At 43.9% G+C, this 24,834-nt stretch carries 20 protein-coding genes; 4 read left to right on the plus strand and 16 right to left on the minus strand.

The annotated features are described in order from the left end of the window. Positions 1-142: 142 nt before the first annotated feature. On the minus strand, positions 143-2,398 hold the full coding sequence (locus tag MKY14_RS07795) for a type IA DNA topoisomerase (protein ID WP_340976181.1): 2,256 nt from the start codon (positions 2,396-2,398) through the stop codon (positions 143-145). Positions 2,399-2,562: 164 nt separating this feature from the next. Between MKY14_RS07795 and MKY14_RS07800 the strand changes: the two genes are divergently transcribed. Next, complete coding sequence (locus tag MKY14_RS07800; protein WP_340976183.1) at positions 2,563-3,426, plus strand: pentapeptide repeat-containing protein; 864 nt, start codon at positions 2,563-2,565, stop codon at positions 3,424-3,426. A gap of 15 nt (positions 3,427-3,441) precedes the next feature. Here MKY14_RS07800 and MKY14_RS07805 read toward each other — a convergent pair whose 3' ends face one another. From MKY14_RS07805 to pdhA, 9 genes are all read right to left on the minus strand, one after another. Further along, the gene (locus MKY14_RS07805) at positions 3,442-5,154 is read right to left on the minus strand and encodes a proline--tRNA ligase (protein ID WP_340976185.1); all 1,713 of its coding nucleotides are present in this window, start codon (positions 5,152-5,154) and stop codon (positions 3,442-3,444) included. A 399-nt stretch (positions 5,155-5,553) separates the two neighbouring features. Then, positions 5,554-7,041, minus strand: a complete 1,488-nt coding sequence (locus MKY14_RS07810) for a glutamate synthase subunit beta (protein ID WP_340976188.1) — start codon at positions 7,039-7,041, stop codon at positions 5,554-5,556. Between the two features lie 235 nt (positions 7,042-7,276). Further along, a complete protein-coding gene (locus tag MKY14_RS07815) occupies positions 7,277-7,768 on the minus strand; it encodes a dihydrofolate reductase (RefSeq protein ID WP_340976192.1) in 492 nt (163 codons plus the stop codon). 81 nt (positions 7,769-7,849) lie between these two features. Then, a complete protein-coding gene (locus MKY14_RS07820; protein ID WP_340976193.1) occupies positions 7,850-8,830 on the minus strand; it encodes a thymidylate synthase in 981 nt (326 codons plus the stop codon). A gap of 141 nt (positions 8,831-8,971) precedes the next feature. Beyond that, on the minus strand, positions 8,972-9,946 hold the full coding sequence (locus tag MKY14_RS07825) for a S66 family peptidase (RefSeq protein WP_340976195.1): 975 nt from the start codon (positions 9,944-9,946) through the stop codon (positions 8,972-8,974). A gap of 152 nt (positions 9,947-10,098) precedes the next feature. After that, positions 10,099-11,511, minus strand: coding sequence for a dihydrolipoyl dehydrogenase (gene lpdA / locus MKY14_RS07830; RefSeq protein ID WP_036687684.1), 1,413 nt, complete (start codon positions 11,509-11,511; stop codon positions 10,099-10,101). A 2-nt stretch (positions 11,512-11,513) separates the two neighbouring features. Then, positions 11,514-13,160: a 2-oxo acid dehydrogenase subunit E2 gene (locus MKY14_RS07835; RefSeq protein ID WP_340976197.1), complete on the minus strand. Its 1,647-nt coding sequence runs from the start codon at positions 13,158-13,160 to the stop codon at positions 11,514-11,516. Positions 13,161-13,266: 106 nt separating this feature from the next. Further along, positions 13,267-14,244 (minus strand): alpha-ketoacid dehydrogenase subunit beta, encoded by a 978-nt coding sequence (locus tag MKY14_RS07840; RefSeq protein ID WP_038571553.1) that lies wholly within the window; start codon positions 14,242-14,244, stop codon positions 13,267-13,269. Positions 14,245-14,259: 15 nt separating this feature from the next. After that, the gene (gene pdhA, locus MKY14_RS07845) at positions 14,260-15,327 is read right to left on the minus strand and encodes a pyruvate dehydrogenase (acetyl-transferring) E1 component subunit alpha (protein WP_038571556.1); all 1,068 of its coding nucleotides are present in this window, start codon (positions 15,325-15,327) and stop codon (positions 14,260-14,262) included. 265 nt (positions 15,328-15,592) lie between these two features. Here pdhA and MKY14_RS07850 point away from each other — a divergent pair, with 265 nt between their 5' ends. Continuing rightward, positions 15,593-16,324, plus strand: coding sequence for an alpha/beta hydrolase (locus MKY14_RS07850; protein WP_076279314.1), 732 nt, complete (start codon positions 15,593-15,595; stop codon positions 16,322-16,324). Positions 16,325-16,461: 137 nt separating this feature from the next. On the opposite strand, the gene MKY14_RS07855 is transcribed toward MKY14_RS07850, so the two are convergent. Then, a complete protein-coding gene (locus tag MKY14_RS07855; protein WP_340977033.1) occupies positions 16,462-16,926 on the minus strand; it encodes a low molecular weight protein-tyrosine-phosphatase in 465 nt (154 codons plus the stop codon). A gap of 165 nt (positions 16,927-17,091) precedes the next feature. Here MKY14_RS07855 and MKY14_RS07860 point away from each other — a divergent pair, with 165 nt between their 5' ends. Both MKY14_RS07860 and MKY14_RS07865 read left to right on the plus strand, forming a co-directional pair. Continuing rightward, positions 17,092-17,733, plus strand: a complete 642-nt coding sequence (locus MKY14_RS07860) for a thiamine diphosphokinase (protein ID WP_036687693.1) — start codon at positions 17,092-17,094, stop codon at positions 17,731-17,733. A 294-nt stretch (positions 17,734-18,027) separates the two neighbouring features. Then, positions 18,028-18,528 (plus strand): C40 family peptidase, encoded by a 501-nt coding sequence (locus MKY14_RS07865; RefSeq protein ID WP_076128433.1) that lies wholly within the window; start codon positions 18,028-18,030, stop codon positions 18,526-18,528. Positions 18,529-18,573: 45 nt separating this feature from the next. Here the strand turns inward: MKY14_RS07865 and MKY14_RS07870 are convergent, their stop codons facing one another. From MKY14_RS07870 to MKY14_RS07890, 5 genes are all read right to left on the minus strand, one after another. Next, on the minus strand, positions 18,574-19,293 hold the full coding sequence (locus MKY14_RS07870; RefSeq protein ID WP_076128431.1) for a response regulator transcription factor: 720 nt from the start codon (positions 19,291-19,293) through the stop codon (positions 18,574-18,576). Positions 19,294-19,409: 116 nt separating this feature from the next. After that, positions 19,410-20,450: a ThiF family adenylyltransferase gene (locus MKY14_RS07875; RefSeq protein WP_339168131.1), complete on the minus strand. Its 1,041-nt coding sequence runs from the start codon at positions 20,448-20,450 to the stop codon at positions 19,410-19,412. A gap of 73 nt (positions 20,451-20,523) precedes the next feature. Then, the gene (locus MKY14_RS07880) at positions 20,524-22,077 is read right to left on the minus strand and encodes an ABC-F family ATP-binding cassette domain-containing protein (RefSeq protein ID WP_036687697.1); all 1,554 of its coding nucleotides are present in this window, start codon (positions 22,075-22,077) and stop codon (positions 20,524-20,526) included. A gap of 114 nt (positions 22,078-22,191) precedes the next feature. Continuing rightward, complete coding sequence (locus MKY14_RS07885) at positions 22,192-23,685, minus strand: serine/threonine-protein kinase (RefSeq protein ID WP_340976199.1); 1,494 nt, start codon at positions 23,683-23,685, stop codon at positions 22,192-22,194. A 123-nt stretch (positions 23,686-23,808) separates the two neighbouring features. Next, positions 23,809-24,825, minus strand: coding sequence for an SAM-dependent methyltransferase (locus MKY14_RS07890; RefSeq protein ID WP_340977036.1), 1,017 nt, complete (start codon positions 24,823-24,825; stop codon positions 23,809-23,811). Positions 24,826-24,834 lie beyond the last annotated feature (9 nt).

A 24,834-nucleotide genomic window follows, 5' to 3' on the forward strand; every position in this document is an offset into this window, starting at 1 on the left:
TTCATGCCAATAACGACTATGCGGTCCGATAGCAGTCCAAAAAGGACGTATTCCCGCGTTTTGGGTCATCTGTGTCCGCTAGCGGCTTCGTACATGCAAATGTGATGTAATCACCCGTTTTCCATATAAACTTCCAGTCAGACTATGACTCCACTGTTAATTGACCCGTATCCATATTATTAAGCACAAGTTTGCCTTCCAGCGGGGTGCCGTCTTCGCTCGCAAGCTTCAGCTTACCCGTACGACCCTTTTCAATCAATGCCTTTACTTGTGTATCTGTAAGGGTACGCCCGTGGTTCTCTTTCCAGATCACGAACTTGCAGCCTTCTTTGTAATGAGAGCAGCCGTAGCCTTTTTTACCCATAAAAATCATCCCGCCACAGCCAGGACGCGGGCAGTTTCCGATAATTTTCGGACCTGAATTTGCTGATTCTTCTTCGTTAGCTGGTTTACGTTTTCTTGGCGCGGCAGGTTTATCGCTGGTTTTACGAGATGTACCTCCACCACTCCGACCTTTAGCCCCTGTATTCACAGAAGGAGTTTCCCCTTCAAAAGAAGTTTTGGACGCCCGAGACTGCACACGAACCTTGTCCACGATCATACAGGCAAATCTTTTTACATTCTCCATAAATTGTCCGTCCGACGCCGTTCCTCTTGATATTTCGTTCAAGCGACGTTCCCACTGGCCGGTCATTTCAGGTGAAGTCAACAGCTCGATGCCCGCTCCACGTATCAGTTCAATAGCCGTTCGTCCTTTTTGCGTGATGGCGATTTTTTTGCCTTGCATTTCAATGTATCCGACATTCTTAAGCCGTTCAATGGTTGCAGCACGGGTGGCGGGAGTACCCAGCCCTGAATCCTTCATAGCATCCCGAAGCTCTTCGTCTTCAATCTGCTTTCCGGCACTTTCCATCGCTCTAAGCAGCGTGCCTTCCGTATAGTGTTTTGGCGGCTGTGTATCTTTCTCTTTAACGATTGCGTCACTACAGATCACCTCATCTGCCGGAGCGATTGCGAACGGTTCATTCACTTCAATCTCTTCGTCTTCCTCATCATCCTTGTTTTTTCCTTTGGACGACTTCGTTTTATCTTTCTTCTGGTCCGCGTAAATGACCTTCCAGCCGAGGCTTAATAATTCCTTAACAGTAGTTTTGAACTTTTCGTCCTCTACATCAGTCATAACCGTATGCACTTTATATTCCGCAGCCGGATAGAACTGTGACAAAAAACGCCGCACAATCAAATCATACAGCTTTCCCTCATCAACACTAAGCCCTGTTGCTTTCCGATATGTAGGCAAAATCGCATGGTGATCCTCGACCTTGGAGGGATTGCAGATAAATTTGTTTCCTTTATGAACGAGATTACGATTCGCGCCCTTCACCCATTCATCATAAGCCGTCCCTTGGAGCGCAGATAAAGTCTTATGCATCTCCGGAATATTTTGTTCTGTAACATAGTTAGAATTCGTCCGCGGATAGGATATCACCTTATGCTTTTCATATAAGGCTTGTGCGATATCGAGTGTTTTTTTAGCGGAAAAAGCGTACTTCCCATTCGCCTCCCGCTGCAGCAGCGTTAAATCATACAGTTTATTCGGATACTCTTTCGTTTCCTTAACCTCATAAGAGTCAATACGTCCCGGTTTTCCTTTGACCTTGGCAGCCAGCGCCTCCGCCTTCTCACTATCAGTCAGCCGGTCACCCTGCCACATGCCTTTATAGGTCATTTCATTTTGTGTAAAATGGCCCTCCACCTCAAAAAACTTAAGGGATGAGAACGCCTCAATCGTCTTCTGGCGATCATAAATAAGTGCAAGTACTGGGGTCTGAACTCTCCCCACCGACAGCAGCACATTATGTTTCGTAGTAAATGCACGTGATCCGTTCATACCGATTAACCAATCGGCTTCACTGCGCGCTTTTGCTGCTTTGGTTAGATTCTCGTACTCCGCCCCATCCTTTAGCTCTTGAAAGCCTTTGCGGATTGTCTCTGGTGTCAAATCGGAAATCCACAGCCGCTTCACAGGATGTTCAAGCTTCAAATGCCGCTGAATGAGCGAAAATATATGCTGGCCTTCTCGCCCGGCATCACAAGAATTTACCAGCAGATCGCTTCGTTTAGCCAGCTCTCCGATTACCTTCAGCTGATCAATGGTCCGCGCATTAGGAACTAGCTTGAATGGGTCCGGAATAATGGGAAGATCATTAATATTCCATTTTTTGTATTTCACATCATATGCATCCGGCTCAGCCAATCCGATTAGATGCCCTATTGCCCATGTAATAATGTACTGCTCCCCTTCAAGATAGGAACGGTAATTTTTAGCCTTTGGTTCTATTGCGGCGGCGATATTCCGCCCCATGTCCGGTTTCTCCGCAATAATAAGTGTCTTCAAAAACATTCGCTCCTTACCTTCTCGTTCTTAAGTCCAAAATAGGTCCAGTACTCTATTATAACATTAACCTCGGTTTTTTTTAATCGACCGGACTTTTCATAATCTTTCGTTTGATTTAAAATAAGTTGGTATAAGCGTATTCATATATCGGAGGGAAACAAACCTTGTATGAGAATCACAGATTTACTGAACCTTTTTCTGATCGAAGCCTCTCTGCCCTGAAGGCGGATTGTGAGCAGTGCTTTGGCTTGTGTTGTGCCGCATTGCCTTTTGCTGCTTCCATAGATTTCGCTAGAGACAAAGACGCTGGACAGCCATGTCACAATCTACAGTCGGACTTTCGCTGTGGTGTACATACAGAGCTAAGAGAATTAGGCTACCGTGGTTGCACGGTCTATGACTGTTTTGGAGCTGGGCAAAAGATTTCTCAAGTCACTTATGCTGGAGAAGACTGGAGGAAAAATCCGAAAACTGCGAAGCAAATGTTCGAGGTATTTCCGATCATGTGGCATTTGCACGAGCTGCTCTGGTATTTACATGAATCTTTAAACTTAGAAATAACCCGTACAATCCATACGGAGCTGCAAACAGCTCTCGATGAAACGGAACAGCTCACTTTACTTAATCCTGAAGCACTTGCAAAAGTGGATGTTGCCGCTCATCGAGCAAAAATCAATATGTTACTGTTGCAGGTCAGTGAGCTTGTACGAACTGAGGCTCGCCGTAAACTAAAGAAATCAGCGAAGAATTTCAGTCGAGGTGCCGACCTTATGGGAGCTAAGCTCACAGGAGCCGATCTCAGAGGCGCCAATTTGAGAGGAGCCTATTTAATAGCCGCAGACCTTAGGGACGCTAATCTCAGAGGTGCAGACCTTATTGGGGCAGACTTTCGCGATACTGACCTCAGAGGTGCTAATTTAGCAGAAGCTCTCTTTCTCACTCAGGCACAGATCAATGCGGCAAAAGGCAATACTCTCACAAAATTACCAGCAACACTCTCCTGCCCTGATCATTGGCATTCCCATTAAATGAAAAAAGATCATTTATATCAGCTGTGAATAGAATTGTTTGATCCGAGACACAGCTTCCATAATTTCTAAGACTTCTTTCCCCGCTGTGTTTCGGTTCAGATACTCTACTCTTCCCTGTGATGCTTCCTTGCCCACAACTATTGATAGAGGTATCCCGATCAAGCTTGAATCTTTAAATTTCACGCCAGCGCGTTCATCCCTATCATCAATCAGCATCTCTATGCCAAGCTTGGTTAGTTGATCATAGAGACCTTCTGCAACCGTCTGCTGCTCACTATCCTTGACGGACATTATCAAGATATGAACCTGATAAGGTGCCAATGCTGCTGGCCACATTAATCCATCCTCATCATGATGCTGTTCAGCAATAGCGGATAAAAGCCGTGAGATACCAATTCCGTAACAGCCCATAATCATAGGTTGACTTTTGCCTGAAGAATCTAAGTAAGAAGCGCCTAGCTTTTCACTGTATTTAGTACCTAATTTGAAGACATGACCCACTTCAATCCCTTGATGAAAATGCAAAATACCCTCCAAACAATGCGGACAAACTTCACCTTCTGCTACATTCCGAAAATCCCCCACATGCCAAGGCGAAAAATCTCTGCCGGGTACGACATTACGGAAGTGATAATCTTTTTCTCCCGCCCCTGTAATCCCTTGAGTCATATCAGCTACTGCCGCATCTGCTAGGACAGTAAGCGTTAAGCCTACAGGTCCTACAAATCCACTTTCAACGCCCGCTAAGGATTTCACAGACTCGTAGTCAGCAAGCTTAATCTCATTCGTTCCTAAATATTTACTTACCTTTATTTCATTGACTTCATGATCACCCCGGACCAGTACAGCAAAAATCTGTCCGTCACCTTCATAGATTAATGTTTTGATAATCTGGTCTGGCCGGATATCTAGCTCCTGCTCTAGTTGCTCAATTGTGCGCAAATCAGGAGTGAGGAATTTCTCTATCTCCGGTACTTGTATGACAACTTCATTTTTTACAGGCCGCACGGACTCTGCCTGTTCCAGATTGGCCGCATAATCACAAACGGTGCATGCAGCAATCGTATCCTCCCCAATATCAGCCAGCGCCATAAATTCATGACTGCCACCCTCGCCTCCAATCGCACCGGAATCCGCATGGACAGCACGGAATTTCAATCCACATCGCTCAAATATCCGGTGATAAGCCTCGAACATTTGGATATATGATTTATCTAGACCTTCCAGGTTTGTGTCAAAAGAGTAAGCATCCTTCATCAAAAACTCTCTGCCTCTCAGCAGTCCAAAACGTGGTCGGCGTTCATCTCGGAACTTGGTCTGAATCTGATATACGGTAATAGGAAGCTTTCGATAGGAGCTGATCTCATTCCGTACGAGTGTGGTTACTACTTCCTCATGTGTAGGACCTAGTATGAATTCCCGCTCATGACGATCCCGCAGTGTCATCAGCTCCTTACCGTATACCTCATACCGGCCTGATTCTTTCCAGAGCTCCGCAGGCTGCATAGATGGCATCAATACCTCCTGAGCCCCAGAGACATCCATCTCATGCCGCACAATCGCTTCTATTTTCCGTAAAACACGTCTTCCAAGCGGTAAATAAGTATACACACCCGCTGCTAATTGGCGGATATATCCCGCACGCAGCAGTAGCTGATGACTGCTTGTCTCCGCCTCTGAAGGTGCCTCACGCAGAGTTGTTAATAAAAGATTACTTTGACGCATATTTGTACCCTCCCTAAAAAATGAACGCTCTAAACGCAAAAAGACACATTCGTCAGGGACGAATGTGTCGTGATACCACCCTTATTTAACCGCCAGCCCGTACATAGTCTACACTTGATTTGGCGATCCTCGATCGAATAACGGCCGATTCCGGCAGCGGTTATACGCTGCAGCTACCCAGGCAGGATACCATCCACACGTATTTGAGGAACCTTTCAGCCGGTGAGTTCCCTCTCTGTTCTAACGCTACTAGGATCGTAAGTCCTTGGTCAATGCTTTTGTCATTTAAATATTGTATTAAATCTATATGAAAATAATATTTCCGTCAAGCGTCAGCTCCAAAAAAAGCCGCTTCTCCAGCAGGTAAACTGCTTTTGAAACGGCTTCTTGAATTAATGCCTAGACAAGAACGCTTGAGCCCATCAGGTATTTATCCACTTCACGTGCAGCTTCGCGACCTTCATTGATGGCCCAGACCACCAAGCTTTGACCACGACGCATATCGCCAGCAGCAAACACTTTATCCACGTTCGTATTGAATTTGCCGTAACGTGCTTTCACATTGGTACGACGATCAGTCTCCAGGTTAAGCTCCTCAACAATATCTTGCTCCGGTCCATCGAAACCAATAGCGATGAGAGCGAGTTGAGCAGGATATACAGCTTCCGTTCCAGGAACGGGCTGGTAGATTTTACGACCTGTCTCATCCACGATCCGGCGGATCTGCACCGTATGAAGCTCCTTCAAGTTCCCCTCTTCATCCCCAACAAATTTAGTGGTCATGATAGAGAATTCACGCGGATCATCGCCAAAAATAGCTTTCGCTTCTTCTTGCGCATAATCCAAGCTGTACACATTCGGAAATTGTGGCCAAGGATTAGCAATCGGATCCCGTTGCAGAGGCGCTTTTTCATGTGTACCAAATTGAGTGATACTGCCGCAGCCATGACGAAGCGCTGTGGCAACACAGTCAGATCCTGTATCCCCGCCACCCAAGACGATTACATCTTTACCTTCAGCGGATACATAGTTACCATCCTCCAGATTGGAATTCAAGTAACTCTTGATCGTGCCATTTAAATAATCCATGGCATACATAACGCCCTTAAGCTCACTGCCTTCAATGTTGAAACGGCGTGCTTTAGTAGCTCCACCACACAGAATGACCGCATCATACTCATCAACAAGCTGCTGAGCCGGAATGTCTTTACCAATCTCAGTGTTCACTACGAAGTTAATCCCTTCAGCGGCCAGCAAATCTACACGACGTTGTACAACTTTTTTATCAAGCTTCATAGTAGGTATTCCATATGTCAGCAGTCCGCCAATGCGGTCACTGCGCTCAAATACAGTTACAGAATGTCCAGCCTTGTTAAGCTGTGCTGCGGCGGCAAGTCCAGCAGGTCCAGAGCCTACGATTGCAATTTTTTTGCCAGTCCGTTTCTCCGGAGGATTAGGTACAACCCAGCCCTCTTCAAAACCCTTATCAACGATCGCAAGTTCAATTGTTTTGATGGTTACCGGCTGTCCGATCAGGCCCACTGTGCAAGAGCCTTCACAGGGAGCGGGACAAATACTGCCTGTGAATTCAGGAAAGTTGTTTGTCTTATGCAGACGTTCCAGTGCTTCTTTCCAGAGTCCGCGATACACCAAGTTATTCCACTCCGGAATTAAATTGTGTACTGGACAACCTGAGGTCCCGCCAGCCATATCAATACCTGTATGGCAATAGGGGGTTCCGCAATCCATACAACGTGCGCCCTGTGTCCGAAGCTCGTCCTCGGATAAATGATGGTGGAATTCTTCCCAGTCCTTTACCCGCTGCTCAGGATCCCGATCACCTGGGAGCTGCCGTTTATACTCCATAAAACCTGTAGGTGTAGACATGTTTACGTTTCCCCCATCCGTTCTCTTCGTGTTGAAGTATAGTACATTGTAGCATATTGCGGCTTCGTATGGTTGTCAGCAACGCAATGAAGTACCTGCACATTCTATTCTATACCTATACATAATCATTTCTAATTTTAATTATAGTAACATTCATCACTTTTGCACAGTAATGGATAAATCTACTGATTATTTGTACTATTTCACATGTTATGTCAGAGAAAACGTTTTATTGCTATTCCGTACGTTCATAAACAAGGAAACGGTAATCATACGGATTCTTCTCATCACGAATTCCCTTGATATTGGAGACCTCTTTCCACATCCTCCAGTCAATCTCAGGAAACCGGGTATCTCCTTCAAAATCCTGTTCGATCTGCGTCAACATCAACTTGTCAGCATACGGCAACATCAACCGGTAAATTTCCGCACCACCGATTACCATCAGCTCATCTTCTTTTCTACCCTCGTTGAGAGCCTCTTCAAGCGTGTGTAGAACCTCTGCACCTTCAGCTGAATAATCAGTATCCCTAGTTAGAATTAGGCTCGTTCTGCCCTTCAAGGGCTTGCCTCCGAGCGAATCCCATGTTTTGCGGCCCATTAGCATTCTTTTGCCCAATGTTTCTGCTTTGAAATAAGCAAAATCCAGCGGCAAATGCCAAGGCATATCGTTATCTTTTCCTATGACATGATTGGCACCCATTGCCCATATTAAGCTAATACTCATGAAGTTCTCTCCTTCCTCCATACTAAAGTAAAAAACTATATTGCCAAAAATTATATTTGCGAATCTTCATTTACAATTACGTTATACTGCGATCGGCGCTTTTATCGAAGGATGCGGATTGTACCCCTCAATGACCAGATCTTCCAGTTCAATATCAAAAATTGATTTCTTCTGTGAATTAATAACCAGTGTAGGCAGTGCTCTTAATTCTCTTGATAATTGCTCTTTCACTTGCTCAACATGGTTTGAATAGATATGCGCATCACTAATGCTGTATACAAACTCGCCTACTTCTAGCCCACATTCGTATGCGATTAAATGCGTAAGCAAAGAGTAAGATGGAATATTGAAGTTTGCCCCGAGAAAAGAGTCCGCACTGCGTTGCAGCAAGTGACAGCTTAGTTTACCATTTGCAACGTAGAACTGGAACATAACGTGGCAGGGCGGTAACGCTGCTTTGCTTCCTTTCGTCCCAGCATTTATAACATCTTCCGGGTTCCATGCGCTGACAATTAAACGCCGAGAATCAGGATTTGTTTTGATCTGATGAATAACATCTTGTAATTGGTCGATTGATTCGCCAGTTGAAGATGTCCAATTCCGCCATTGCTTACCGTAAACGTTTCCTAGCTCGCCATATTTCGCAGCAAACTCATCATCTTCTAAGACACGATCACAGAATGATTTCATCTCTGCTTGATATAATTGATTAAAATCTTCATCAACTAAACAACGATTCCCGAAGTCTGTCATATCCGTGCCTGCATATTCGTCCGATTCAACCCATCTTTTAAAAGCCCATTCATCCCAAATATGATTATTATTTTTCAATAAATAACGAATGTTGGTATCGCCATTAATAAACCACAATAACTCACTTGCAATTAAGCGAAACGGTGTACGTTTTGTTGTAAACAGCGGGAAGCCTTTTGATAAATCAAATCGCATCTGATAACCAAATACACTAATTGTACCAGTTCCTGTACGATCTTCTTTTTTCACACCATGATCCAAAATATATTGTAAAAAATTCAAATAGGTTTGTTCTAACTCATTCGTCAAAGTATTGCACCTCCGTAATATTTCACCTCATATATTATATCTGAAAAATCCGATTTTTGTAGAAGGTAAGATAATTTTTAAATATATTTAATAATCGGGTTACCTATTCAATTATAAAGGATTGATTCAGCAATTGTATCTCTACTCCGCTATCCTAAGCTCCACTCTTGCCCCATAAGCCCGAAGGCTTGCTTGTCCACCCACAGGAAAGGTAATCATCGGCGATGTATGTCCAAAGTCCACGTCTGCAATCACAGGAATATCGGATAATTCTTCTTTTGAGCGGATAATTGTGGTCAGCAGCTTCTTTGACATACGCGATTCTTTTTGGAACCTGCCGATCACCAACCCTTTGACCTCTTCAAACTCAGGCTGATGAATTAGGGATTGCAGATCTCGATCAAAGGTTGCAGGTGCTGACTCATAATCATCCTCAATGAACAAGATAGAATTTTTTAAACTTGGCATATACTCTGTTCCCTGTAAAAGATTTAAAGTGCATAAATTGCCACCAATAATCGTTCCTCTCGCTTCCCCATCATTGATAATGAACGGACCTTCATTTTTAATAAATATCCGGTTTTCCTGATCCAGATACCACTCATCATCACTCCAATGCTTGGAAGGCTGCACTAGAATTTCTTTATTGTCCATCATCAGCTTGCGGAAATATTCGATAGTATATTCATTATCGTGGAGCATCGCAAATGTGGAAAAATGCGGTCCGGAGTATGTAACTAATCCTGTTTGAGCATAAATCGCATTACTTAGTGCAGTAATATCCGAATAACCACATAAACGCTTTGGATTCTCTGCAATGATTGAATAATCGATATAACGCAGCAGCTGGTTACTATTGAAGCCCCCAATGGTCGTTAATATTCCTTTCACTTTGGGGTCTAAAAAGGCTTCGTGCAAATCCTCAATTCTTGAATCAATAGATGAGGAAACAAAATCATCCATCTCAAAAGAATTTGTTGAAATGGATATCCGAAAACCTAACCGTTCAAGCTGCTCTTTAGCGATTTTTCTTTGCTGAGCATCGATTAATGACAAACTTCTGGAAGGAGAGATAATACGCAGCTCATCTCCAGGCTTTAATTTATCAGCTCTCATCATTGAACCTCCCTATATTTATAAAATACAGATTAAGTAATTGCTCTTCCTCCCAGTATATCTCTTTTCAAAAAAGTGGAAAACACAAAAAAAGGCGGAACGCATTTGCGTCCGCCTTTCTGTTGCCTGCTAGAGCAATTTTTGGAGAAAAATTATTTCATTACATGAATTGGGTGACCTTCAACCAATTCAGCAGCTTCCATGACGATTTCGCCAAGGGTTGGATGCGCATGAATAGTCAAAGCGATATCTTCAAGCGTTGCGCCCATTTCGATTGCCAAACCAAGTTCAGCGATCAAGTTAGAAGCTTCGATACCAACGATTTGAGCTCCCAGTACCAAATTGTTCTCGGAGTTAGCAACAATTTTGATGAAGCCTTCTGGGCTGTTCAAAGATACTGCGCGACCATTTCCTGCGAATGGGAATTTGCCGCTTTTCACTTTGTAGCCTTTGTCTTTTGCTTCTTTTTCAGTCAAACCAACGCTTGAACACTCAGGATCTGTAAATACAACAGCTGGGATGACTTTGTAGTCAACAACAGATGTAAGTCCTGCAATTGCTTCAGCAGCGATTTTACCTTCGTAAGAAGCCTTGTGAGCCAAAGCAAGACCTGGAACAACGTCGCCGATAGCGAAGATGGTAGGAATGCTTGTGCGTCCTTGGTGATCAACTTTGATCAATCCGCGCTCGTCGAGCTCAAGACCGATCAGATCCAGACCAAGTTCACCGTCAGTGTTAGGACGACGACCTACAGTTACAAGCAAGTAATCTGCTGTAACTTCTTTGGACTCGCCACCAACAGAGTATTTCACGGTTACTTCTTTGTCGTTCTGAACAGCACTTTCAGCTTTAGCGTTAGTTACGATTTCGATGCCAGTTTTAGCCATGTTTTTCGCAACAAGACGAGTCATATCTTTATCGAAGCCTGGAAGTACAGTATCCAAACCTTCGATGATTGTTACTTTAGTGCCAAATTTAGAGTACATTTGACCAAGCTCGGCACCGATGTATCCACCACCGATTACGATCATGCTCTTCGGAATTTCTGGAAGTTCCAGAGCTTCAGTCGAAGACAGAATACGTCCGCCGAATGGGAAAGGTTTAAGTTCAATTGGACGGGAACCTGTAGCAATGATGCAGTGTTTGAAGCGGTAACGTGGAGATTCATGATCATTGAACACACGTGCTTCTGTGTCGCTGATAAACATGCACTCACCGTTAAATACTTCAATTTTGTTGCCCTTCATCAAGCTAGTCACGCCGCTAGTCATTTTTTTAACTACGCTGTTCTTGAATTCTTGAGTTTTGGCAAAATCCACTTTAACATTCTCAGCTGTAACGCCGAAAACTTCACCATGCTGTGCGGATTCAAATTGATGCGCAGCAGCGATCAAGGCTTTAGAAGGAATACATCCACGGTTCAAACATACACCGCCGAGTTCCGATTTATCCACGATGAGGACTTTTTGGCCGAGCTGGGCGGCACGAATTGCCGCCACATACCCACCAGGACCTGCACCGATGACCAATGTATCAATATCTAGTGAAGCGTCTCCTACTACCATAATTATACCTCCATAACCAGCAGCTCAGGATTATTGAGCAGCGATTTAATGTAGTTCATAAAGTTTTGAGCAGTCGCACCATCGATAATACGGTGGTCAAAGCTGAGTGACAACGCCATTACTGGAGCAACTACGATTTCACCATTTTTCACAACTGCTTTTTCACTGATACGGCCAGTTCCGAGGATAGCCACTTCAGGGAAGTTGATGATTGGAGTAAAGAACATACCGCCAGCAGAACCGATGTTACTGATGGAGATCGTGCTGCCCTTCATTTCGTTAGCAGACAATTTACCGTCACGGCCACGAACGGCCAAGTCAGTGATGCTGCTAGCAATCATCCAAATGCTCTTACGGTCAGCGTCTTTGATAACTGGAACGATCAAACCGTTTGGTGTATCAGTAGCGATACCGATATTGTAGTATTTCTTGTAGACAATTTCGCCTGCTTCTTCATCAATCATAGCATTGAGTGCTGGGAATTGACGGGAAGCTGCAACAAGTGCCTTAACGATGAATGGAAGGTAAGTAACCTTAACGCCTTTTTTCTCAGCAATAGGTTTCATACGTGTACGGAATGCTACCAGTTCAGTAACATCTACTTCATCCATGATGGTTACGTGTGGAGCAGTGTAAGCCGATTTAACCATTGCGTTGGAGATCGCCTTACGAATACCCTTGAATGGTACACGTTCTTCTTCAAGACTAACGTTACCGCTAGCTGCTGCAGGTGCTGCTTTAGCTTCGGTCTTAGCAGCCTTAGGAGCTTCAGACGACGCTGCTGCTGCAGGAGCTGCTGGTGTAGAACCACCTTTCAAGAAGGCTTCTACGTCTTCACGAGTGATTTTACCACCTTTACCAGTTCCGTTCACTTTGGAAATATCCACTTTTTGCTCACGAGCAAATTTGCGAACGCTTGGTGTAGCCAAAACATCGCGGTCAGGAGCTGGTGTTACACTTGCAGATCCGCCTTCTTTAGCATCAGCAGGGCTTGTTGCTGCAGGGGAAGAAGTAGTGTTTGCAATTCCTTTTGCTGCATCGGCTTCAGCAGATGCATGACCTTCTTGTTCAGGAACGTCGCCTTCAGCAGCGATAATAGCTACAACTTCGCCTACGCGGCAAACTTGGCCATCTTTAGTCAGAACTTCCAATACAGTACCATTCACTGGACATGGAACCTCAACTACCGCCTTGTCATTTTGAACTTCCATGATGATGTCATCATCCGTTACCTTGTCACCGGCTTTGATATGCATTTTGATGATTTCACCTTCATGCAGACCTTCACCCAGCTCAGGGAAGCGATATTCAAAATTCGATGCTTTGTTAGATGCTGGAGCAGCTGGTGCAGCTGGCGCTTGAGCAGCAGGAGCTTCAGTAGCAGCACCCTCTTGATCAGGCACGTCACCTTCTGCTTCGATAATAGCCACTACTTCACCGACACGGCATACTTGACCGTCTTTTGTCAGAACTTCCAATACAGTACCGTTTACTGGGCAAGGCACCTCAACTACCGCCTTGTCATTTTGAACTTCCATTACGATATCATCATCCGTTACCTTGTCACCGGCTTTGATATGCATTTTGATGATTTCACCTTCATGCAGACCTTCACCTAGTTCAGGAAATCGGTATTCAAACTTTGCCACTTTGAAAACCTCCTCGTGAAATTGGGACTAACCTTATGATTTAAACTTTATAAGATGAAACAACGTTGTCATCCATATGGATGACAACTGTTTCTCGTAAAAATATTTAGAATTCCAAAACTTTCTTCACGCCTGCAATAATACGTGCAGGGTTTGGAAGCCATGTATCTTCTATTTGTGCGAATGGATACACAGTATCAGGACCTGCGATACGAAGCACAGGTGCTTCCAAGTGCAGTAGTGCTTTTTCATTGATTTGTGCGATAACTTCAGCAGCTACACCCGCACTCTTTTGTGCTTCTTGCACCACGATAGCACGGTTAGTCTTCTTCACAGACGCTACAATAGTATCGATGTCGATTGGACTTACAGTACGAAGGTCGATAATTTCAACATTAACGCCTTCTTTTTCGAGTTGCTCGGCTGCTTTGGTAGCTGTATGTACCATCAGCCCGTAAGTAATGATCGAAACGTCAGAACCTTCACGTACTACGTTCGCTTTACCAAGTTCAACTGTATATTCACCTTCTGGCACTTCAGCACGGAATGCATGATAAAGGTTCAAGTGCTCCATGAAGAAGACAGGGTCATTGTCGCGGATAGACGCGATTAGAAGTCCCTTAGCATCATATGGGTTTGAAGGAATTACAACTTTAATCCCTGGGCTTTGTGCGATCAAACCTTCGAGTGAGTCAGTGTGAAGCTCAGCAGCCTTAACTCCGCCACCAAAAGGAGTACGGAATACTACTGGAGCGTTATATTTACCGCCAGAACGCCAGCGCAAACGCGCTGCTTGAACAACGATTTGATCCAGTGCTTCAAAGATAAAACCTACGAATTGAATTTCAGCAATCGGACGGAAGCCTTGTACACCAAGACCAAATGCCAGACCGCCGATAGCGGACTCAGCTAGTGGTGTATCAAAAATACGATCTTCGCCAAATTCCTTTTGCAGACCTTCAGTTACACGGAAAACGCCACCTACATTACCAACATCCTCTCCGAAGATAAGAACGTTAGGGTCACGATTCAGTTCAACGCGCATCGCGTCGCGAATCGCTTCTTTCATATTCATTTGTGCCATTGCCTGATATCCCCCTTATTCAAAATCGGCTTTTTGCTCTTCCAGATGTTTAGGTGTTACTTCGAACATACTGTCGATCAAGCCAGGTATTGTCATTTTTTCGGTTTGTTCAGCTTTTTTGATCTGCTCGTTAACAGTAGCTTTCGCTTCATCCTTCACGCGCAGTGTATCTTCTTCAGTCCAAAGACCTTTCTTCTCCAAATACTTGGCAAGACGGGCGATTGGATCCTTTTCACTCCATTGTCCTTCTTCTTCTTTCGAACGATATTTACTTGCATCGTCAGAAAGGGAGTGTGGACGGAAACGGTAAGTTACAGCTTCGATCAATGTAGCACCTTCGCCGTTACGTGCACGTTCTGCAGCATCACGTACAGCACTGATTACTGCAAAGATGTCCATACCGTCAACCTTAATCCCTGGAATACCAGCTGCAACCGCTTTGTGAGCGATCGATTTGGAAGCCGTTTGTTTAGCGAACGGAGTCGTAATCGCATACCCGTTGTTTTGAACAAAGAAGATTACAGGCAGTTTAAAACGACCAGCAAAGTTCAAGCCTTCGTAGAAGTCACCTTCTGAAGAACCGCCATCACCAGTGTAAGTAATTGCAACATTCTTTTGTTTTTTCAATTTGAAGCCCATAGCAATACCAGTAGCGTGCAGGATTTGCGCACCGATGATAATTTGTGGCATCAATACATTAACCCCGTCAGGAATAGCTCCACCATGTTGGTGACCGCGGGAATATAAGAAAGCTTGGTACAATGGAAGTCCGTGCCATACTAGCTGCGGAATATCACGGTAGCCTGGGCATAAGAAGTCTTCTTTCTCCAAAGCAAACTCACTACCAATCATGGTAGCTTCTTGACCGGATACCGGTGCGTAGAAACCAAGGCGACCTTGACGGCCAAGGTTTACTGCACGATCATCCCAAGTACGGGTAAATACCATACGATACATAATTTCTTTCAGTTGATCGTCGGTTAAATCGGGCATCTTATCCTTATTGATAATTTCTCCATCCGGGGAAAGTACCGATAGAGCCTCGACGTCCTCTGTATACACTTCATAAGGAACTTTACTCATTATCTTCACCTCAATAAAAAAATTTGAATATCAGCTGCCTCTGTTATAATATTATTATACACCTGTTTAGTTACTTTCGTCAAAGAAATACTTATAAAATTTATATTCCTTCAAATTTTGTATGTATAACAGGTGAGGAAATTTTATATAACAGTTTAACACTTTTCCAACAAGTAAATGATTAATAACACAGTTACACATTTAATAATTTTAGCGTAACCCTGTGTGTATTGCAAAATTCGACAAGAAAGGTGACGTGACAACGATGAGCGATTCTGTTTTTCTGAAACGCACAATTGTAAAAGAAACGCTTTGGAGTGAACATCTGCAGGAGGAACGTAAATTACGTATCTATCTGCCCCCAGGCTACAATGAAGTTCTGAGTTACCCCGTGGTGTACTGCCAAGACGGAGAAGAATTTTTCAACTTTGGACGCATTGCTACACTTGCTGGACAACTTATTATAGAAGAAGATGTCGAGCCCTTCATTATCGTTGGTGTAGAAGTTAACGTCGCTGTTCGGACTCAAGAATACGCTCCGTTCGGCAGCCGATTCAAGGAGTACCTATCTTGCTTTTCCGAAGAGATTATTCCCTTCATTGAAAAAAATTATCCCGTACGCCGTACACCCGACGAACGAATCTTAGCCGGTGATTCCCTTGGAGGCAGCGTCTCCCTCCATCTCGCTCTTGCTTATCCAGCTATCTTCACACGTATCATCAGCCTATCCGGTGCATTCTATCCCGAATCACAAGCCATGCTGGCTAAAGAAGAAGATCTCTCCTGGCTCAACATTAATATGGTCGTTGGACTGCAGGAAACAGATTACCAGACTGATACAGGGACCTATGATTTTGTTCAGATGAACAGAGAAACAAAAGCATTGCTTGAAGCACGTGGAGCTACCGTATCCTACCGGGAGAAAGACGGTCGTCATCTCTGGGGCTTTTGGCAAAAGGAACTCCCTGAATCTCTACTCTATTTTTTAAACACATAATGCCTTATTGATAGAAGCAAAAAATGAACATCTAAAGAACGTATGTAGATTTCAGCCGTGTTTACGCTTACAGTTTAATCCAGCAAATTTCCTTAATTTACTTTAATACTAATCAGAGAGGCTGGAACCCAACCGGGTTACAGCTTTTCTCTTATCACCATTTCTAGCAACACGTCACAGCCTGCATTGATCAAATCATATACCTGTTCAAAATTACCTGTAAAATAAGGGTCTGGTACTTCTCTCAATTCTTCCTCAGGCAATAAATCCATGAAGAACAAAAGCTTAGCCTCTTCTCCACCAAGAACCTTTCGAACATTCTCTCCATTAGACTTGTCCATGCAGACGATATAATCAAACTTCTGAAAATCCTCGCTACTGACCAAACGCGCTGCCATATTTGCATAGCTAATCTTGTTTTGATCAAGTATACGTCTAGTCCCTTCATGCGGTTCCTTACCTATATGCCAATCTCCAGTTCCTGCAGAGTCAACCAGAATCTTATGTGAAAGCTCTCGTTCATCAATCTTATGGCGCAGAACGGCCTCCGCCATTGGTGAGCGACAAATATTACCCAGACAGACAAATAGCACGTTTACGATTTCATTCACCTCCCAATTGTTAAAACATTAGTAAATATGAATTTATGCACATAAAAAATCGCACACTATCATTTTAGCGTTGTCTTGGTCAATTGTGCAACTTTTCGATCTGCATTATACTGGGACAGGATAACCAACTAGAGTTTTAGAGGAGGAATGGATGTTATGCCATCCAAACGAGTTGTTATTTTTGCCGGTGGAGAACTATCTCCGGATTATTTCGCTCTATTAGATGAAGAAGATTTTATTATCGGTGCGGACCGGGGTGCATTATTCCTCATCTCACATGGATATATACCCGATATTGCGGTAGGTGATTTTGATTCTGTATCGCCTGAGGCTTTTCAGGATATTCAATCCAAAAGTAAAAAAACAATCACTTGTGACGCCGTGAACAAGGATTTAACCGACAGTGAGATGGCACTCGATATTGCAATGAATCAGCAACCTGATTCTATTTTACTATTAGGAGTTACAGGCACTCGAATTGATCACTCCTTAGCCAGCATTCAAATGATGACAAGGGCTCTGCAACGGCAAATCAATTGCTACGTGATGGATTCTAATAACTATGTGACACTTACCGGATCCCAAACAGTCATTGAAGATTTGGGCTACACCTATGTATCTTTGCTTCCATTAACTCCTGAAGTAACAGGGATTACATTAGAAGGATTTCAATATCCTTTGAACGATGCTACTTTAAAGCTAGGGCAATCTCTAGGTGTAAGCAACAAACTGATTTCCTCCACTGGAACAGTTAGAATACGTAGTGGATTATTGCTGATTATCCAGAGCAAAGACTAAATACATAGTGATATAGAAACATCCTTGTAACTTTTGTTTCAAAATTAAAAAGCCGTTAAATCCTTTATATATCAAGGGGTTTGCGGCTTATTTTATTGCTCAAAATATCAAGTTATTAATTTTTTGTAACTTTTAATGAATTTTTAATAAAACGTTTACAACCCAGGCCCAGCCTCACTTTATTGCTGCTCTACCAAATTTTATGACATAGATAACCTGCTATACTACGAATCAGGCAAGCAAGACAAGCCAAGCAAGACAGATTGATATACTAACTTTGGAGGTACTTACAACATGAATAAACAACAATGGATAAAAAAAGCGATTGTTATAGGAATGGTTACTACAATGGGCTTAGGAACAATGATGGCAACTGGTGTAGGTGCAACTAAAGTTGAAGCCGCTACGGTGTCCAAAGGACAAAGCGTTGTCAATTTCGGAAAAAACTTTATGGGAACTCCATACAAATTCGGAGCCTCTACTTCTACTACTAAGGTTTTTGACTGCTCTTCCTTTATGAAACATATCTTTAATAAATATAATGTATCATTACCCCGCACAGCTGCGGCTCAATCAAAAGTAGGAACTGCTGTATCCAAAGCTAACCTTCGTGTCGGCGATCTTGTATTCTTCTCCAGCGGCAGCAGAGCAACTGGTAAAAATGTAACTCACGTAGCTGTTTACGCTGGAAACGGTAAAATTCTGCACACTTACGGTAAACCAGGTGTTACGGTTTCTGATCTTAATTCTGGTACATGGAAAAAGACTTATCTAAAGGCTCGCCGCGTACTGTAAACAACAGCTCTATAGTAGAGTCTTTTCTATAAAAGAGAATTAGTCTCAGGATGTGGTGCTGCCTTCGGGCACCCTCATTACATATCCTGTTCCGCGAACAGTATGAATCAACTTGTTCCGGTACCCTTTATCAATTTTTAAGCGGATATGCCTGATGTATACATCTACAACATTGGTATCTGCATGGAATTGATATCCCCATACTTGTTTGAGTATTTCCTCGCGGGAACATATAATCCCTCGATTCGCAGCGAGATAATATAGAAGATCGAATTCTTTATGCGTCATCTTAAGCTCGATCCCTTCACGGGTGACCAGCCTGCGGCTGGGATCGAGCATTAAACCATCTACCTTTAACAGATGTTTTAAATTTCGACGCCGACCCGTGAGGGTTAATAAATTTAGAATTCTACATTTAAATTCACCGGTATGTAGTGGTTTTGTCATGAAATCATTCCCTCCGGCTAAAAAGGCCGCAACTGCTCCGTTACCAGATAATTCTTCGGAAATCACCATGACCGGAAGAATCATTCCCTCATCTCTTACTGCGGAAATGATTTTCCATCCTTCCCATGTTCCCACCTCGCCTAAATCAGCAAGCAGCAATACCGGTTCTACTTCAGAAATGGATAAGCGAAGATCTTCGGGATCTTCGCTTTTTGTTATTTGCAGACCGATATCATTAAACACTTTCGCAATAGCGTCTAGTTCTTCCTCTCCTCTTCCGTTTCCCGCAGACATGTACCATATCATTTGCTCACTCACGAAGATCCCCCGTATCCATCAGACATGCATCAGCATCCCATTAATAGATATAGAATCCCCGGAAAACAAAGAGAACATTCCTATGAAATGGCCTGAAGATCTGTTTATTATGCTTTTTATCCAAAATATCGATGATAAAAGCTACGGGCAGCGGCAATATCCTTCGTTCCATGAATCAATGCCCGGCCATCTGCGAAGATCACCATCCGGTAAGGACCTTCCTTAAAGGAAATTAGATAAGGATTGCTCTCTACCTCACCGTCTCCTAAACGAGACAGACGACTGGCTGTTTCCTGCAAGTTAAGTTTCTGCGGCCGGGCAGGGCGGATCTGTACGGTATCCCTGCCACAAAGCACATCACTTCGTTCCGTATTTAAGGCTGTTAGATAAGGGTAGATCGGATGAGTCCCACAAGAAGGACAATTCTCCTTTTTAGCACTTTTCACGCCAATTTCTTGATGTTCATTACGCCATACATCGAAAGTCAGCAGTTTATTTCGTAATTGGTCCTTATGGTTACCGAGAAGCTTTAACGCCTCAGCTGTAGCATTTGCAGTGACCAATTGTACGGCCTGGGGAAGAATACCCGCTGTATCACAGGTATCTCCCCCTAGTGGAACTGTACCTAAAAGACAATGAAGACATGGCGTTTCTCCAGGCAAAATCGTATATGTAATTCCATAGCTTCCTACACAAGCTCCATAAATCCAAGGGATATTATTCTTTTGAGCAATATCATTAATGATGAGACGTGTATCGAAATTATCAGTCCCATCCATAATCAGGTCCACCCCTGAGATGAGTCCTTCCAGCTCTTCCTTCCGCACATCCATAACATGCGCTTCTATGACAACCTCAGAATTAATCTGCTGCAGTCTGTTCTGGGCTGCAATGGCTTTTGGAGCTCTCTCCTGCGCATCCATCTCGGTATACAGTTGTTGGCGCTGCAGGTTACTCCACTCTACATAATCGCGGTCAACGATGAGAACATGCCCAACCCCACAGCGGACTAATGTCTCTGCAATCCCTGTACCTAACGCACCCGCACCAACTACAAGCACTTTTGATTTTGCGAGACCCTGCTGTCCTTCAGTACCAAATGGCGTGAAACGTATCTGCCGTGAGTATCGATCTTCTCGCCCAGCGTTATGAAACATGCATTATCTCCTCCCCATATCCAAAAAGCGGAGAACAGCAGGATCTCTGCTATTCTCCGGATTTATGATTATTCTATACCTGTACAGCTGACCACTGCTCAACATCCCAAATTTTCGTAACCCAATCTTCATAAAAATCAGGTTCATGAGATACAAGCAGGACTGTGCCTTTATATTCTTGCAAAGCGCGCTTCAACTCTGCTTTAGCGATAACGTCAAGGTGATTGGTAGGTTCATCGAACAGCACCCAGTTGCTTTCGCGCATCAAAAGCTTACAAAGACGCACCTTCGCTTGCTCCCCACCACTCAGCATACTAAGCGGACGTGTAATATGTTCATTTTTTAGGCCACAGCGTGCCAGATGTCCACGAACTTCGTTCTGAGTTAAACTGGAGAATTCATTCCAGACATCCTCAATGGGTGTAAGACTAGCTGCTTTCACTTCTTGTTGGAAATATGCAGGGTTCAGATAATCCCCAAGATAGGTTTTGCCGCTGTATGTTGGGATCACTCCCAGAATTGTCTTCAGCAGTGTCGATTTACCCACACCATTGCAGCCAACAATAGCAATCTTCTCTCCACGTTCAATGACCATGTTTAGCTGTGGCAGCAGCGGACGATCATAACCAATCTCAAAATCAATTCCTTCGAAGACGGTTTTGCCGCTTGCCCGGCTCTCTTTAAACTTAAAGGTCGGCTTAGCAGCTTCTTCAGGACGATCAATTCGGTCCATACGATCAAGCTGCTTCTCACGGCTTTTTGCCCGGCCTGAAGTTGAAGCACGCGCTTTATTCCGCTGGATGAAGTCCTCTTGTTTTTTGATAAAATCTTGTTGCTTCTCATAGGCATCGATATGCTGGTTTTTGTTCATCTCCGCCATATCGAGGAATTTCTCATAGTTCGCCGTGTAACGGGTCAATTTACCGAACTCTAAGTGATAAACGACATTAACGACTTTATTCATAAACTCAGTGTCATGGGAAATCAATATAAATGCATATGGGTACTGTTTCAAATAGTTGGTCAGCCAATCGATATGTTCAACATCCAAATAGTTGGTAGGCTCATCAAGCAATAGTACATTGGGTTTCTCCAGTAGCAGCTTCGCCAGCAGCACTTTGGTTCTTTGACCACCACTGAGAGAAGCAACATCACGATCTAGCCCAATCACGGACAGGCCTAAACCATTGGCCATTTCCTCTACTTTTACATCAATCAGATAGAAATCTCCGATATCCAGTTGTTCCTGAATGTCTCCCATCTGCTCCAGTAGTACTTCTAGTTCCTCAGGCGAAGCATCACCCATCTGCTCTGTGATCTTCAGCATTTCCTGCTCCAACTCAAGCAGTGGCAAAAAAGCGTCCTTTAGAACATCGCGAATCGTTTTGCCCGGTGTAAGAATCGTATGTTGGTCCAAATAACCGTAACGCACCCGAGGGGTCCACTCTACTTTACCATTATCCTTCAAAAGCTTTCCTGTCAAAATGTTCATTAGCGTCGATTTACCAACGCCATTTGCTCCAACAATTCCAACATGTTCTCCTGGTAACAACCGGAAAGACACGTTCTTGAACAATGTCCGATCCCCAAAATTGTGGGAAACGTCTTCTACAGTAAGTAAACTCATAAATTCTCCGCAAGCTCCTGTCTATACTTAAATAATGCGTAAATCAAATCACGTATAAATATATATTTTATCACACTTTAGCGGAACACTGAATTAAATGTTAGTCCCAATAGCCTATCTTAAGAAAAAACCACGGCGTTTTCCAACGTTTCGCTCGCCCTTAATGTCCCCTAACAGCTCAGCAATTACTTCTGCCAACTTCCCTTTTTGTAAAAATGGATCTTGCTGACATGGTAAATTATAAACCCTATCTATACCTAAAGAATTTCGCAACAGTTCAACAGATTGGTGTTCAGCAAGTGGTAAACCCACTCTCCATTCCCGTTCAGGCTGCAGCCCACTCCGTTTAATCCATAATAAAGATTCCTCCAATCGCCAATCGGCGCCAGAAGCAATTAGAATGGGAATATCGCTATGCTTGATTTCTTCCAGCGCTCCATCAAATCCACCCGTGCCCAGATCTAATACCACAAATTGATAAGCTCCTCTCATAAGCTCTGCTACATCCCCATGGTGAGGTCGCTTCCAGTAATGAACCTTCCTCCAGGAAAATACAGACTCAGAGCTCTCATCAGGAACTGAAGCGCTCTGCACATCAACCATATTGTGCATGCGCTCATAAACCGATGAATCCGGTGATAGATCAACCCAAGCTGTTGAACCGATCTGTGCCAGATAACTGCTAATTGCAAATGAAGTATGTGTTGTTCCAAGTCCCGGCCCTACTCCAAGTAAGGCGATCACTTTAGCCTTCCGTTTATCAACCGCTAGGGGCACAGACACTGCTAAAGGATTACCTTCATCCATATCATTCTCCACACGAACCAGCGCTTGAATAACAGCTGTTGCCTCCTGATATCTTTCCTCCGGATGAGGCCGTAATAAACGTCTAATTATAGGAATAAAAGCTGCGGGAACATGGTCACGCAACTTATTTTCCATTCCAGACTCCCAGTGGCTGCATAAGCCTCCGGTAGCCATATATAAAAGCAATGCACCAAGACCATATAAATCAGAAACCGGCTGACTCTGCCCGTTCCCATACTGCTCAGGAGCCGCAAACCCAACTGTACCTAGCTTCACCGTATCTTCAACGATTCCTTTTCTATAATTTCGAGCGATTCCGAAGTCGATTAACATCAATTCTTTTTGCTTAGTTAACATAAGATTAGAGGGCTTTAAATCACGATAAACAATGGGCGGATGATGACCATGTAAATATTGCAGGACTTCTAAAAGCTGTTTAGCTATTTGTAGGATGAACTCACAAGGTAAAGGTCCGGGATTATCCTTCATCAGCTGACTTAAAGTTATCCCTTCAATATAATCCATAACTAAATAAGAATACCCTTCTTGATCCGAAAGATAGTAATCAACAATACGTGGAAGCCGCGGGTGATCCAGACCCATTAGCATCTCCGCTTCCGCCTCAATGTCTGAAGGTAGTTCTTCTGAGCTTACACTTTCTTTTACAGCCCAGCGTTTCCCCTTTAAACGCAGATCCTCCGCAAGATAGACAATACTCATTCCACCTGTTCCAATCTGATCAATAATTCTGTATCTGGCGTCCATTATCTGCCCTACCCCAAGCTTCGATGCAAAATTCACCTGAACTTCCCCCTTTTTCACATAAAAAAAGAGAAAGCTTCCGCCATTAACGTTGTTACCGCAGATTACGATAACGTTAATAACGGGATGCTTTCCCTTAAGATTTTTAAATTAGGATCTAACTTAGTATTTAATCATATAAAGTGTTATTTCGTCACGATTATGAAACAGCTGCTTGGCCCGTTGAATCTGCATACGTTCGCCCTCAAACATTGCAATGATCTCTTTGATCATCGCTAGTGGTTTCTTATGCATCAGCTTCACAGTCACAATCGCTGTTCCACCTGGGGACAGGCTGTGCAGCAGCCCGGTTACAAGCTTCGCCATCAGCTTAGGACTCCAGCTCATATCACATACAAGCAGATCAAATTCATTATCGCGGAATTTCACTTCTCCGGCATTTTTGCGCAGGATCTTCAGACCCGGGTAATTACGCAGCGATTCATGCATCAAAGCAGGGTCAACCGCTGTTACCTTCATTCCACGCTCCAGCAAGAAAGAAGTCCAGCCCCCTGGAGAGGCACCGATATCAAGCGCATTACGGAAGCTGTAAAAAGGAATAGCGAACTCCTTCTCCGCTTCCATCAGCTTGAACTTAGCACGTGAGATTTGTCCGTCTTCCTTGCGGAAACGGATTGCACCGCCATTCCAGCCGGATAGATTCTCTTCTGGTCTGGACACTCCTGCATATAAGGCATTCCCGTCTGCGTAGACAGAAATGACCCATGCCGGATCTTGTACTGTAAATTCTGCACCCAAGCTCTGCATTTGCTCCTGCAGCCATTCACGAAGTTCGCCCGGACTTTCCTGCCAGAAGGAAGGATCCCCTTTACGAACATTTAGGGATATTTTCTCCCCCTCTAGCTCACTGCGGCGGCTTAAATACACAGCCAAACGCTGTAACGCATCCATGGTTCCTTCATCCTGAAACTGCACAGGCTGTATATGACGAAGGAAAATGGGCAGATTCTGTGTGAGCAATCGTGATACTTCCTCGGGTTCAGACTGCAAGGTGGCTAGAAAGATTTCTCCCGGCAGCAGCAGCGTACTCTTCACTGCGCCGAACAAGCGCCGAAGCTCTTCCTGAGCATATGGCGCAAAGCCGTGATTAGCTGTACAAATATATCGGGAGTACACCATTTCTTCCGG

This window comes from Paenibacillus sp. FSL R5-0887, from assembly GCF_038002305.1.
In the GTDB taxonomy this organism is placed as follows: domain Bacteria; phylum Bacillota; class Bacilli; order Paenibacillales; family Paenibacillaceae; genus Paenibacillus_AQ; species Paenibacillus_AQ odorifer.